This window comes from Krasilnikovia cinnamomea (assembly GCF_004217545.1).
In the GTDB taxonomy this organism is placed as follows: Bacteria; Actinomycetota; Actinomycetes; order Mycobacteriales; family Micromonosporaceae; genus Actinoplanes; species Actinoplanes cinnamomeus.
On sequence record NZ_SHKY01000001.1, the window covers coordinates 1,857,727 to 1,870,264 of the forward strand.

The 12,538-nt window shown below is 71.8% G+C and carries 13 protein-coding genes; 8 read left to right on the top strand and 5 right to left on the bottom strand.

The window, feature by feature from the left end; translation table 11 throughout:
* Positions 1-62: 62 nt before the first annotated feature.
* Genes EV385_RS08165 through EV385_RS08175 form a run of 3 tightly spaced genes read left to right on the top strand, consistent with a single transcriptional unit; the run spans position 63 to position 3,729 of the window.
* On the top strand, positions 63-1,556 hold the full coding sequence (locus EV385_RS08165; protein ID WP_130508907.1) for an aldehyde dehydrogenase family protein: 1,494 nt from the start codon (positions 63-65) through the stop codon (positions 1,554-1,556).
* Between the two features lie 23 nt (positions 1,557-1,579).
* Positions 1,580-2,233: an ABC transporter ATP-binding protein gene (locus EV385_RS08170; protein ID WP_130508908.1), complete on the top strand. Its 654-nt coding sequence runs from the start codon at positions 1,580-1,582 to the stop codon at positions 2,231-2,233.
* Positions 2,230-3,729 carry a DUF6297 family protein gene (locus EV385_RS08175; RefSeq protein ID WP_130508909.1) on the top strand — a complete coding sequence of 500 codons (1,500 nt, stop codon included), beginning with the start codon at positions 2,230-2,232 and terminating at the stop codon, positions 3,727-3,729. The genes EV385_RS08170 and EV385_RS08175 overlap by 4 nt, the downstream gene beginning before the upstream one ends.
* Positions 3,730-3,768: 39 nt before the next feature.
* On the opposite strand, the gene EV385_RS08180 is transcribed toward EV385_RS08175, so the two are convergent.
* Entirely contained in the window at positions 3,769-5,052 is a 1,284-nt protein-coding gene (locus EV385_RS08180) for a methyl-accepting chemotaxis protein (RefSeq protein WP_130508910.1), read from the bottom strand.
* A gap of 275 nt (positions 5,053-5,327) precedes the next feature.
* On the bottom strand, positions 5,328-5,606 hold the full coding sequence (locus tag EV385_RS08185; protein WP_130508911.1) for a hypothetical protein: 279 nt from the start codon (positions 5,604-5,606) through the stop codon (positions 5,328-5,330).
* A 228-nt stretch (positions 5,607-5,834) separates the two neighbouring features.
* On the opposite strand from EV385_RS08185, the gene EV385_RS34265 reads away from it, so the two are divergent.
* From EV385_RS34265 to EV385_RS08195, 3 genes are all read left to right on the top strand, one after another.
* Complete coding sequence (locus tag EV385_RS34265) at positions 5,835-5,936, top strand: class III lanthipeptide (protein ID WP_207229780.1); 102 nt, start codon at positions 5,835-5,837, stop codon at positions 5,934-5,936.
* Between the two features lie 138 nt (positions 5,937-6,074).
* Positions 6,075-8,795: a class III lanthionine synthetase LanKC gene (gene lanKC, locus EV385_RS08190; protein ID WP_165449416.1), complete on the top strand. Its 2,721-nt coding sequence runs from the start codon at positions 6,075-6,077 to the stop codon at positions 8,793-8,795.
* Positions 8,792-10,066, top strand: a complete 1,275-nt coding sequence (locus EV385_RS08195) for an MFS transporter (protein ID WP_130508913.1) — start codon at positions 8,792-8,794, stop codon at positions 10,064-10,066. The genes lanKC and EV385_RS08195 overlap by 4 nt, the downstream gene beginning before the upstream one ends.
* On the opposite strand, the gene EV385_RS08200 is transcribed toward EV385_RS08195, so the two are convergent.
* Positions 10,014-10,220: a hypothetical protein gene (locus tag EV385_RS08200; protein ID WP_130508914.1), complete on the bottom strand. Its 207-nt coding sequence runs from the start codon at positions 10,218-10,220 to the stop codon at positions 10,014-10,016. The genes EV385_RS08195 and EV385_RS08200 overlap by 53 nt on opposite strands.
* Positions 10,221-10,390: 170 nt before the next feature.
* Between EV385_RS08200 and EV385_RS08205 the strand changes: the two genes are divergently transcribed.
* Together EV385_RS08205 and EV385_RS08210 are read left to right on the top strand one after the other, a co-directional pair.
* The gene (locus EV385_RS08205) at positions 10,391-10,627 is read left to right on the top strand and encodes a hypothetical protein (protein WP_130508915.1); all 237 of its coding nucleotides are present in this window, start codon (positions 10,391-10,393) and stop codon (positions 10,625-10,627) included.
* Between the two features lie 151 nt (positions 10,628-10,778).
* Positions 10,779-11,162: a DUF2267 domain-containing protein gene (locus EV385_RS08210; protein WP_130508916.1), complete on the top strand. Its 384-nt coding sequence runs from the start codon at positions 10,779-10,781 to the stop codon at positions 11,160-11,162.
* On the opposite strand, the gene EV385_RS08215 is transcribed toward EV385_RS08210, so the two are convergent.
* Positions 11,149-11,706 (bottom strand): NUDIX hydrolase, encoded by a 558-nt coding sequence (locus EV385_RS08215; RefSeq protein ID WP_130508917.1) that lies wholly within the window; start codon positions 11,704-11,706, stop codon positions 11,149-11,151. The genes EV385_RS08210 and EV385_RS08215 overlap by 14 nt on opposite strands.
* 126 nt (positions 11,707-11,832) lie before the next feature.
* Positions 11,833-12,492 (bottom strand): endonuclease NucS, encoded by a 660-nt coding sequence (nucS, locus tag EV385_RS08220; RefSeq protein WP_130508918.1) that lies wholly within the window; start codon positions 12,490-12,492, stop codon positions 11,833-11,835.
* Positions 12,493-12,538: the final 46 nt, after the last annotated feature.

Sequence of the window (12,538 nt, forward strand, 5' to 3'; positions counted from 1 at the left end):
ATGGATTATTTCCACCACCAGGCGGAGGCGCGCCGTCATGAACGCGACCTAAACTCGCGTTCATGACGGCGACCCGTACCCCCGGAATGCCCTTCGTCGAGGACGGTGTCCTCGTGTCGACCAGCCCCGCCACCGGCGCCGAGGCCGGCCGCCTGCCCGTGGCCGACGCGGCCGCTGTGGCCGCCGCCGTGCGGCACGCCCGCGACGCCTCTGCCTGGTGGCAGTCCCTCGGCTTCGACGGCCGCAAGGCCCGCCTGCTGCGCTGGCGGGCGCTGCTCGTCCAGCGCATCGAGGAGCTGGCCGAGCTCACCCACCTGGAGACCGGCAAGCCGGTCGCCGACGCGATCGTGGAGGCCAGCGCCGCGATCGAACACACCGACTGGGCGGCCCGCAACGCCAAGCGCGTGCTCGGGCACCGGCGCACCCGCACCCGCCTGCTGCTGGCCGAGCACGCGGGCCACGTGGAGTACCTGCCGTACGGGGTGGTCGGGGTGATCGGCCCGTGGAACTATCCGATCCTCACGCCGCTCGGCCCCACCTCGGGCGCGCTGATGGCGGGCAACACGGTGGTGTTCAAGCCGAGCGAGTACACCCCGGCCGTGGGGCAGTGGCTGGTCGACACGTTCGCCGAGATCGTGCCGGAGCATCCGGTGCTGCAGGCGGTGCACGGCCTCGGCGACGTCGGCGCCGCGCTGTGCCGTTCCGGAGTGGACAAGGTCGCCTTCACCGGCTCGACCGCCACCGCCAAGAAGGTCATGGGCGCCTGCGCCGAGTCCCTGACCCCCGTGGTGCTGGAGGCGGGCGGCAAGGACGCCCTCATCGTGGACGCGGACGCCGACGTGAACGCGGCCGCCGAGGCCGCCGTGTGGGGCTCCATGACGAACTCCGGGCAGACCTGCATCGGCATCGAGCGGGTGTACGCCGTGGAGCCGGTCTACGACCGGTTCGTCGCCGCCGTGGTGGAGAAGGCCGGCAAGCTCAAGCTCGGCGAGGACCTCGGCCCGATCACCATGCCCGGCCAGCTCGACATCATCCGGCGCCACATCGACGACGCGCTGGCCCACGGCGGCAAGGCGCTGGTCGGCGGCGCGAACGCGGTGCAGCCGCCCGGCGTCGCGCCGACCGTGCTGGTCGACGTGCCGGAGGACTCCGCGGCCGTGCGCGAGGAGACGTTCGGCCCCACCCTGACGATCACCAAGGTGGCCGACGCGGACGAGGCCGTCGCCAAGGCCAACGCGGTCCCGTACGGGCTGGGCGGGGCCGTGTTCGGCAAGGCCAACGCGGTGCGCATCGCCCGGCGGCTGCACGCCGGCATGGTCGCCGTGAACTCGACGCTGTCGTTCGTGGGGATGGGCAGCCTGCCGTTCGGTGGGGTCGGCGACTCCGGCTTCGGCCGCATCCACGGCGACGACGGGCTGCGCGAGTTCGCCCGGCCCAGGGCGATCAGCGTACGGCGGGGGCCTTCGCCCGTGCCCGTCATGACCTTCGAGCGCAGCCCCGCGCAGATCTCCCGGCTGGTCAAGGTGCTCCGGCTGCTCTACGGCCGCGACAGCTGAACCCGGCTGCTACCGTCAGCGGGGTGGATCATCCCGCGGTGGAGGTCAGCGGCCTGCACGTGAGCTACGGCTCCACCCCCGTACTCGTCGATGTGGCGCTGACCGTGCCGGTCGGCGGCGCGGTCTGCGTCACCGGCGAGAACGGCGTCGGCAAGTCCACGCTGCTGCGCTGCGTCTCCAGCCTGCAACGCCCCGACGCGGGCACGATCCGCGTGCTGGGCTCCGCGCCGGGGTCCACACCGGAGTTCTGGCGCGCCGTGGTGACCACGGTGGAACCGCCCACCTGGTATCCGGGCCTGACCGTCCGCGAACACGGCGAGCTGGTGTGCCGCGCCCACGGCCGGGACCCGGAGGACGCCGGGGTGGCGGAGGCTCTGGAGCGGTTCGGGCTGGCCGGGCACGCCGACGCGATCCCGCCGTCGATGTCGTCCGGGCAGAAGCAGCGGCTGACCCTGGCGCTGGCCCTGCTGCGGCCCAGTTCGCTGCTGATCCTGGACGAGCCGGAGCAGCGCCTCGACCCGGACGCGAAGGTGATGGTGGCCGGGCTGCTGGCCGATTACCTGGCCGACGGCGGCACCCTGCTGATGGCCAGCCACGACGAGACGTTCGCCGCCGCCGCGGGCGCGGAGCCGACCACGATGGCCGCGCTCGGCGAAACCGGGACGGCCACGCCGTGACCGTCGAGGTCACCGACGTCGCGGCGCTGCGGCGGTGGGTGCGGCGGCGCCAGTCCGCGCACCGCGAGCGTGGCGCCACCGCCGGGAACGTCTACTTCGCGGTGCTGTTCATCGCGGTCGTCGGCGGCATGCTGCACCGCCAGCTCGCGCTGGTGTTTTGGCCGCAGCACCCGAACCTCTCCCTGCTGGCGGGCGCCGGCCTCGTCACGGTCGGAGCGGCCGTACTGTTCCTGGCGATGCGCCGCCTCGGCCCGCTCGGGCTGACCCGCCCCGCCGCGTCGTGGCTGCTGACCGCGCCGGTCAGCCGCCGACGCCTGCTGGCGCCCTCGCTGCGCCAGGCCGTCGCGCTGGCCGCCGTCTCGGGCGGACTGTACGGCGTCGCCGTGCTCGGGCACGTGGCGTGGCGGCCCATGCCCGGGGCGGTCGCCGCGCTGCTGGCGACCGTGGGCGCGCTGGCCGGGGTGCTGTTGCTGCTCCTCGCGCTGGCCGCGCAGGGCGGCGACTGGGGCGGGTACGCCGACGGGCTCGCCGGGCTGCTGCTGGCCGCCGGGCTGGCCGGTCTCGTGGCCGATTCCGTACTCGACGCACCCCACGCCGCCGCGGCGGCACCGGCCCCGCTGGTCGCGGCGCTCGTCGCCGGGCTGGCCGCGCTCGACGCCGTGCTGCTGGCGGTCGCCGTGGGGCGCCTCGCCGCCACCCCGAACGAGCGGATCCTCGCCGCCGCGAAGACCACCGGGACGCTGCTCGACTCGGCGTTCGGGGTGGAGCCGTCGTTCGTCGCCGACATGGTGGAACGGCGGTACTGGGCGCGGCAGCGGCTGCGGTCGGTGCGGTTGTGGGCGCGGGTGCCCGTACTCGTGGCCCAGGACCTGCTGCTGGCCCGGCGCCGTCCCGCGCGCCTGGCGTGGCTGGCGGGCGCGACGGCGCTGCCCGCCCTGCTCGCGGCGGGCCCCCGGTGGCTGCTGGCCGCCGGGGTCCTGGTCGGCGGCATGCTCGCGGGCGGGGTCAGCACCGCCACGCTGCGCACCGACGCCGCCAACCCGGTGCTGCTGCGGCTGCTCGGCCTGAGCTCCCGGCAGGCCGTCGGCCAGCGGATGATCGTGCCCGGGGTCCTGGCCGGGGCGTGGTCGGCGGCCTCCCTGGCGCTGCTGGACGGCCTGGGTGAGCTGCCGTCCGGACCCTGGTGGGCGCTGGGTCTCGCGCTCGCTCCCGTCGGCGCGGTGGCGGCGGTGCGGCACGCGCGGGTGGGCCTGGTCCGCAACGAACTGCTGCCGCTGGACACCCCGATGGGTACGGTCTCCCCCGGCCCGCTGGTGAACTCCGTGGTCGGTCCGGACGCCCTGCTGCTCGGGCTGCCGACGCTCGTGCAGATCGTGCAGGGCGAGCCGCTGACCTGGTCTACCGTGCTCGTTCAGGCGGTGGTCGCGGTGATCGGGGCGCGCGCGTACCTGTCCGGCACGACCGCGCCCGACCGGGTCGAGCTCACCGCCCGGTGACGGACGCCAGCGGGTGCTCACCCGCCGGCGTCCGACGGGTCAACGCGCGCCGGCCCGGGAGATCTGTTCCAGCGCCTGGATGCCGCTGGCCATCGTCTGCGTCTCACCGGCGGTCTGGGTGACCGTACGGGTCACCTCGGCGACGGCCGCGGTCTGCTCCTCGATCGCGGCGGCGAGCGTGCTGTGGTGCGCCGACAGGGTGCTCATGCTTCCGGCGATCTCGGTGACCTGGGTGACGGCGGCGTCGACCTGGGCGCGTACGTCGGTCAGGGTCCGGTTGATGGAGTCCGCGTTCTCGCCGGACTGGCGGGCCAGTTCCTTGACCTCGTTGGCCACGACCGCGAACCCCTTGCCGCTCTCCCCGGCGCGGGCCGACTCGATGGTGGCGTTGAGCGCCAGCAGGTTCGTCTGCTCGGCGATGGACTGGATGATGTCGCTGGCCGCCATGATCTGCGCGCTCGACGCGGCCAGGGCCTTGATCACCGTGGCGGCGTCGTCGGCCTGCCGCACCACCGTGACCGTGACCTCCTCGGTGGACTGCGCCGTGCGCGACAGGTCCTGCAGCGCCAAGGCCATCTGCTCGGCCGCGGTCGCCGCGACGGTGGTGTTCTGGCTGACCTCACCGGCCGACTGGGCCAGCACGGCCGCCTGCGCCGCGACCTGCTGCTGCAGGTGGGCCTGTTCGGCCATCTGCGCGGCGGCCTGCTCGGCCCGCTGCGCCTCGGCCTGCTGCTGCTCGGTCAGCGTACGGACCTGCAGCTCGCTGATCTCCGCCTGGGCCTGGGCGACCTGGGCGGCGCCTTCGTCGAGCAGCCGGCGCAGCCAGTGCATCGCGACGCACAGTGTGGTCAGCAGGATCCAGATCGCAACGGCATGCCACATGGCAATCCACGGCGAGAACAGGTGCCACTGCGTCACCAGGGTCAGCACCGCCATGATGGCCGACAGCGCCACCACGTCTCGCCGCTCCAGGGTGAACCCGGCCCAGACCATGGCGATGGCCGAGTTGAGCATGATCAGGTAGTAGGCGCCGGGAGTGGTGAGGGCTCCGACACCGATCATGGTTACGGCGAGGTAGGCCAGGACCCGCAACGCCTGCCGTGGCACCCGGTCCCAGTTCACCCGCCAGGTCGCGACCGCGATCGCGATCGCCAGCAGCCCCCGGATCAGCAGGGATCCGCGGTAACCGTCGACATTGGACAGCGCGATCAACACTGAGGCCAGACCGGACGGCAGGAACAGCCGCGGCAGCAACTTGCCGGAGATGGACCGGTCGTCGAGCGGGCTACGCCGCCCCTGGGTGTTGTCCTGGCCATTTGTCATGTCCGCTTGGTCGGCAGCCCGAGATGCGGCGCTGAGACCTTCGTCGCAGCGTCTCAGATTGTGGACATGCAGCGCCGCGCGAGCGCTGGCGGCCTGTTCGGTTCACGTCGGCGGGCACCCGGCAGGCGAACGCGAGCCCTCGGCCGATCCGAAATCGTCTGAGGTTTCGCTCCACGCTGGCCTACCGGGACCGTACGGCACGTCGAGCTCGGCCTAACGTGGAGAGTTCGGGTGAGCAGCCGACCCGAACTCCACAAGATCGGCAGAGGGTCAGCTCAGAGAGTGCCGGTCTCCCCGCCCCTGTCGAGCGTCGCTGCGCCGGTGCGGAGCTCCGCGGTCAGTCCGGTCCCGAAGCCACCGATCGAGCCGCCGGCGAGGGAGATCGTCCCCACGGCGCTCCCCCCGGTGCTGCCCCCGATGGAGCCACCGGCGACGAACACCGTGTTCGAACCGCTGGCCACCGCCGTCATCGGCGCGGCCACGCCGAGCAGCGCGGCGATCGCCGTTCCGGCCGCCACGGCAGCACCGGCCAGCAACGTCTTCCGTGAATTCATGGACCTCTCCTCACTGATCATGATCTCTCCCTGCCGGGAGCAAGTTATCGATCATGGCCCGCGCGGCGGTACCTGGCAAACGCCGCCGACGGCCGCGGAAGCCGACCCACAGAGGACCCACAGAGGACGGAAAGAGGGCGTTCCTACGATCCACACCGCGATCGAGCGGCTGTCTTGCCGCCTCGTTCGCACCCCGTAGGAGAAAGATCAACTGAAGGAGGGTCCATCGTGGCCAAGGTTCTGAAGCTGCAGGAGCTCGAGGTCGAGACCGCTCACGGCCCGGTCGAGGCGCTGAGCGTCACGTCCTGCGAGTCGCAGAGCTGCAACTGACCTCATCGCGGTGGGACCGCGGTCCCGCCCGCCGTAACGGCTGGCGGGCCCGGTCACCGAGGTGACAGCGACAGGCCCCGGCGGCAGCCGCCGGGGCCTGTCCGGTTGTCGAAGACCATGCTTCGAGGAGGGCGCACCATGCAAACGTGGGAGTCACTACAGCCGTACACCATGGCCGACCGGCGGTGGTTCGAACCGCTCGGAAGCTACCTGCCCAGCGATGAGCACCTCGCGGTGTTCCGGGCCGAGATGACGCCCGGCTGGTCCCTGCGCCGCCGCGGGCTGTGGTTCATCGCCGACCGGGCCGGCACCACCCTGCCCGAACAAGGGTGGAAGCTACACGTCTCCACCACCGCAGAGCACAGTGTCGCGGCGTTGCGCGCCGCGCTGCCGGTGCTGCGCGAGACCGACACCCCGTTCAAGTTCCTGCTCGATCCGCACTCGGTCGACTACACCAACGGCAAGGTCTTCTCCCGTACCGCGAGCGGGAAGTTCATCACCGTGTACCCGCTCACCGACGAGACGTTCCGCACCGTCGGCGCGGCGCTCGCCGACGTGCTGGAAGGGTACGGCGGTCCGTACATCCTCTCCGACCGCCGCTGGCCCGGGTCGACGGCGGTCTACTACCGCTACGGCGGATTCACCGGTGTGTCCCAGCTACGGGCGGACGGCGCCCGTTCGCTCATGTTCACCAGCCCCGACGGGGAGCTGGTGCCCGACGTACGCCGGCCGCACTGGAGTGCGCCCGCATGGGTGACCGACCCGTTCCCGGCGGCCGGCCGCCCCGATGTCGAGGACGACGACCGCGACGACGGCCTGATGGGCGGACGGTTCGAGGTCCGCAGCGCCATCACGTTCAACAACCGCGGCGGCGTGTATCTGGCCACCGATCGCCACACCGGCGCCGAGGTGGTGCTCAAGGAGGCCCGGCCCGGGATCATGGTCGCCGGCCGACCGGCCGACGAGGTGCTGCGCAAGGAGTACGAGCTGCTGTCGGCACTCGCCGACACCGGGCACTTCGTACGTCCGGTGGACTTCTTCGTCGACGAGGGGCACGCTTTCCTGGCCGAGGAGAAGCTGGATCCGCAGACGTACGGCCAGTACTGCATCACGCACAACCCGCTCTACAAACTGGACCTGACCTCCGCGGCGATGACGCGGTACTTCACCAGCCTGCGCGGCCTGTGGCGACAGATCGCCGAGGCGATCGCCGCCGCCCACGAGCGCGGCATCCTGCTCGGCGACCTCTCGCACACCAACGTGCTCGTGGACCCCAACAGAGACCGCGTACGGATCATCGACCTCGAGGCGGCCGTCCGCGACGGCATCGACGTACACCTCGGCATCTACACCTCCGGCCTCGCCTCCCCGCGGGTGGTGGCCACCCGGCGTTACGACCGGGCGAACGACTGGCACGCCCTCGGCGGGCTGATGCTCGGCGCGATCCAGCTGGCCACGAGCACCATCGGCTTCCACCGCCCGGCCCTGCGGCGTTACCTCGGCGCGCTCGCCGACGACCTCGCCCTGCCCACCGAACTCGTCTCGCTGATCGGTGACCTCATGGACGCCGACGCGCGCCCGCATCCCGACGACGTACGGCGGCGCATCGCCGCTCTGCCCGTCGACGACCACGCCCCGTGGCGCTCGGTCCTGGCGCCGGGGCGCCCGGCCGTCCCGGCCGACGGTCCCGAAGACGACGAGCTGGCCGAGGTGGTCGAGCAGGTGGTGCGCTACGTGACCACCACCGCGCGCCCGGACCGGACCGACCGGCTGTTCCCCGCACACCCGATGGTGTACGAGACGAATCCGCTCGGCGTGGCCTGGGGCGCGTACGGGGTCCTGCACGGCCTGTGGCACCTCACCGGATCGGTGCCGCCGCGCCTGCTGGCCTGGGCGATGCAGCGCGACACCCGTTCGGCGACGTGCCCGCCGGGTCTCTACGTCGGCAAGGCCGGCATGGCATGGGTGCTTGAGGAGGTGGGCCGCGGGGAGGCCGCCGCGGCACTGATGGCCCAGGCCCGCGCGCACCCGCTCCGCTTCGCCGCCGACGACGTCCTGTACGGCGCCGCCGGGTACGGGATGGCCTGCCTGCGCCTGGCGAAACGGCTCGGCGACGACCGCCTGATGGACGACGCCCGCGCCGCCGGTGCGGCCCTCGCGGCATCCTGCGTCAGGGACGCGGACGGGGCCCGCTGGCCGATGCCGGCCGACGTGGACCCCCAGCGGCGGGTCCGGGTCGGCTACGCGTACGGGGCAGCGGGCGTAGCCCTGTTCCTGCTGTACCTGCACCTGGCAACCGGAGAGGAGCGGTGGTACGACCTCGGCCGGGCCGCGCTGGCACACGACCTGGGCCAGCGGGTGCGACATGACCAGCGGCTGTGGGTGTTCCCCCGCTACGCCGACCGGGGCACCGACAAGGACACGGTGCTGCGCAGCTACTGGGACGAGGGCACGGCGGGCGTGGCCACCACCGCACTGCGATACCTGACGGCCCGGCCCGGTGACGCCGAGCTGCGCACCCTGGTGCCGGAGCTTCTCGCCGACTCCTGCCGCAAGTACGTGGTGTTCCCGCAGCTGTTCCACGGCCTGGCCGGCCTGGGCAACGTGCTGCTGGACGCGGGTGAGCTGCTCGGCGAGCAGCGGTGGTTCGACGAGGCACGCCGGACCGCGGCCGGGGTGCTGCTGTCCCGCGTGGAACGCCCGGAGGGTCTGGTCTTCCCCGGCGAACAGGCGCTGCGCGAAACGGTCGACCTGGCGACCGGCTCCACCGGTGTCGCGCTGTTCCTGCACCGGCTGCGGCACGCCCGGCCCGGTAGCCGAACGAACACCAACTTCGTGGTCGACGAACTGCTCCCATGAAATTCCGGTCCGTCACCGCGCTGCGGGGCAACGGCGACTTTCGCCTGCTGTGGATCGGCCAGTTCACCTCCGAGCTGGGCAGCTCGGTGGCGTTCGTCGCCACTCCGCTGATCGCGATCGCGGTGACCGGCTCCACCCTCCAGGCGGGACTGCTCGGCTCGGCCGCGTTTCTGGCGTCCTGGCTGGGATCGGTGCCGATGGGTTACCTGGCGGACCGGATCGCACCGCGCCGCCTGATGCTGTGGTGCGACGCGGTCCGGCTGCTCGTGTCGGCGGTCCTCGCCGTCGGCGTGGTGGCCGGATTCGTGTCGATGTGGCTGCTCCTGGTGTCCGGGGTCGTGACGACCCTGGCGATGCTGGGTTTCCGCCCGGCCGCGACGAAGATGATGCGTTCGATCGTGCCGGAGGACCAGATCGCCACCGCCGTGGCCGCCAACCAGCTGCGCGGGCAGGCGGCCGCGCTGATCGGTCCCGCGCTCGGCGGCGTGCTGTTCCAGCTGGGCCGCAGCATTCCGCTGGTGACGGATGCGGCCTCGTTCGCCCTCTCCCTGTTCTGTGTCGGCAGACTGCGGCCGGTGACCGATTCGCCGCAGGAGCCGGCGGCCGGGCGTCGCCGCTTCCTGCCCGAGCTGGGCGAGGGATTCCGGCTGCTCTGGCGTACGCCGTTCCTGCGCTCGGTGACGACCTACGCGACGCTGGCGAACATCGCCGTCTCGATCCTGATGTTCACCATCATCCTGGGGCCCGGCGCCGAATCGGGGGGCCCCGCGATCGGCACCGCGCTGAGCGTCGGCGCCGTCGCCGCGATGCTCGGCACACTCCTGGCGCCCCGCCTGCACCGCCGGTTGGGGCTACCCCGCCTGCTGCTGCTGATCACCGGCGTCCGGGTGGTCACCACGGCCGGCGCGGCGCTCGCCGGCGGGCCGGCGGCGGCGATCGCGGCCCTGGCCGCGATCCTGCTGCTGCAGCCGGTCGCGGCCACGGCGACCGAGACGGCCCGGATAGCGGTGGTCCCGCAACACGTGTACGGGCGGGTGTCCGGCACGAGTTCGTTCGCCGGCAGTGCCCTGCAGCCGCTCGCGCCGCTGATCGCCGGGGCGGTGGTCCAGCAGGCCGGCGCCGGGTGGGCGTTCGGCATCGTGGCGGCGCTGTTCACCGCCGCAGGGCTGGTGGTGGCCGTCTCAAGAACGGCCCTGAGCGTCGGTACGCCGGCATCGCCTACGAGCCAGCCCGCATCGCGCGGATCGCTGTCTCCTTTGCGGTCCAGTTGATCAGTCGGCGCCAGCAGATCAGGACGCAGGCAAGGCTGACGAGGCCGTCGTGGATGTCCAGGAGTCGTTCCCGCCGCACGGCCAACCGGCGGAACTGATACAGCAGGGCGAAGCTCTGCGCCACGACGTAGCGCAGCGTGCCCAGGCCCTTCACCCCGGTGGTCTGGCGTTTCGCGATGATCGTTTCGGCGCCGCGGTCGCGGCGGAGGCGATCGAATGTCTCGGACGCCGCGGCCGCCCGCGCCCGCTGGCCGCCGGATGGCCCTCCGTTAGGGAGACGTGGAAGCGGGTATGCCGTAAACCACCGAGGAAGGACGTGAACCAATGGTGGCTGACGGGCCGAAGACGCCTGCTGCGGAGCTGGACCTCCTGGAGGAGGAGATCGCCGAGCTGGAACGGGGCACCGCAGAGCTGCGCCGCCGGATCGGCGAACGGGCGGAATACCCGACGGACCCGGCAGAGGTGTCGCTGCTCCTGACCGAGGCGGAGGAGCAGGAGGCGATCCTAGCCACCCTGAAGGCCCGGCGTGACGCGCTGAAGGATCGGCTCGGCCAGCCGTAGGGGCCGTGAAGGAGGGCAGTACACCAGGCATCCAACAACCACGCCCCGGCGCGTCGAATTGGCATATGGCATGGCCGGCTCGTTAGAGCGGCCATTCCGCGGGTACCCCCCGAATCCGGTATCGGAAGCTCTCGCGTAAGGGGCGATCAACATGAAATTTCCGGAATTCATCTCGAAGGTGGCCGAACACACCGCGCTGCCCCGGGACGAGGCCGACGCCATCACCCGGGCGACGCTGCGGACCCTCGGTGAGCGGATCACCGGCGGCGAGGCGCGTGACCTCGCCGCGCAGCTGCCCCACGAGCTGCAGGACAGCCTTGCGTCGGCCCCGGAGGAAGCCGAGCAGTTCGACCTCGACGAGTTCATTCGCCGCGTCGCCGAGCGCGCCCAGGTTGCACCGGACGACGCCCGCAGCGGCGTGAGCGCGGTGTTCCAGACAGTGGAGGAGGCCGTCAGCTTCGGCGAGTTCGACGACGTGATGGCCCAATTGCCGGACGAGTTCGGAGCCCTCGCCAAGCCGGTCATCCTGCCCTGATTTCCCATTGGGGATCGGTGAGCCGCCCGGCCAGCCAGGCTGGTTCGATCTCGGCGGTGGGCAGCCAGCCGAAGTCGTGGACCTCCTCGGTCTGCAGCACGACCTGTGGTGCGGCGGTTGTGGTGAAGGCGTAGCGGAGGTCGAAGTGCTGGTGGTCGGGTTCGCTCTTGGCCGGGTTGGCGGGGATGGGGTGCACGTCGATGTCGATGGGCACCTCGTCGATCAGGCGCAGGGCGCTGACGGGGATACCGGTCTCTTCGGTGATCTCTCGCAACGCGCCACCGGCCAGGGTGGTGTCGTGGGGTTCCAGGTGGCCGCCGGGGCACAGCCACCTGTTCAGCACGTTGTGGCGGATGTGCAGCACCCGGCCAGCCGGGTCGCAGACGAGCGCGGAGCAGGTTACGTGGCCGGGGAGAGTCTTCCGCGAGGTCAAGTCGTGGTCGGCGTCGAGGGCTGTAGTTAGCGGGGCGAGCCTGCCGACCTCGTCCGGATGGCGGATCAGGTAAGCGTCCACCGTGGCGCGGATGTCCTCGACCCTGATCATCGGTGTGCCCCGGAGGATTGACGTGGTCCAGCCAGATCTGCGCGATGCGACGCCGATCGGCATCGGCTTGCCCGTGCTGTTCGGGTCCGACGCTCGGGCATCCGCCTGTCCGCCGCGCCGGAACAGTCAGAAGAGGGTTAGTTCGTTGCGTTCCATGCCGCGCAGCTTGTCGTAGTCGACCACCACGCACCGGATGCCACGGTCCGTGGCCAGCACCCGCGCCTGCGGCTTGATCTCCTGCGCCGCGAACACCCCTTGAACCGGGGCCAGCAGCGGATCCCGGTTCATCAGCTCCAGGTACCGGGTGAGCTGCTCCACCCCGTCGATCTCGCCCCGGCGCTTGACCTCGACCGCCACCGCCGCCCCGTCCGCGTCACGGCACAGCAGGTCCACCGGGCCGATCGCGGTCATGTACTCGCGGCGTACCAGTGTCCAGCCCTCGCCGAACGTCTCGGGGTGCGCGGCCAGCAGCTCCTGCAGGTGCGCTTCGACACCGTCCTTGACCAGGCCGGGGTCCACGCCGAGTTCGTACGATGTGTCCTGGAAGATCTCCTCCAGGGTGATCCGCAGCTCCTCGCCCGCTTTGTTGACGACCTTCCACACCCCGGGCGCCTCCTGCAGCTTGCAGGGCGGGCTCATCCAGTTCAGCGGCTTGTACGCCCGGTCGTCGGCGTGGATCGACACCGAGCCGTCCGCCTTGACCATGAGCAGCCGCACCGCCGGGGGCAGGTGGGCCGACAGCCGTCCAACGTAGTCGACAGAGCACTTCGCGATGACCAGGCGCACCCGACGAGGGTAGCCGCCCCGGACGCGACCGCGCCGACGGCGTGCG

Coding starts and splice junctions, on each gene's coding strand:
- EV385_RS08165 (WP_130508907.1), top strand. CDS start 63: ATGACGGCGACCCGTACCCCCGGAATGCCCTTCGTCGAGGACGGTGTC.
- EV385_RS08195 (WP_130508913.1), top strand. CDS start 8,792: ATGAAATTCCGGTCCGTCACCGCGCTGCGGGGCAACGGCGACTTTCGC.
- EV385_RS08180 (WP_130508910.1), bottom strand. CDS start 5,052: ATGACAAATGGCCAGGACAACACCCAGGGGCGGCGTAGCCCGCTCGAC.
- EV385_RS08210 (WP_130508916.1), top strand. CDS start 10,779: ATGAAATTTCCGGAATTCATCTCGAAGGTGGCCGAACACACCGCGCTG.
- EV385_RS08205 (WP_130508915.1), top strand. CDS start 10,391: ATGGTGGCTGACGGGCCGAAGACGCCTGCTGCGGAGCTGGACCTCCTG.
- EV385_RS08185 (WP_130508911.1), bottom strand. CDS start 5,606: ATGAATTCACGGAAGACGTTGCTGGCCGGTGCTGCCGTGGCGGCCGGA.
- EV385_RS08215 (WP_130508917.1), bottom strand. CDS start 11,706: ATGATCAGGGTCGAGGACATCCGCGCCACGGTGGACGCTTACCTGATC.
- lanKC (WP_165449416.1), top strand. CDS start 6,075: ATGCAAACGTGGGAGTCACTACAGCCGTACACCATGGCCGACCGGCGG.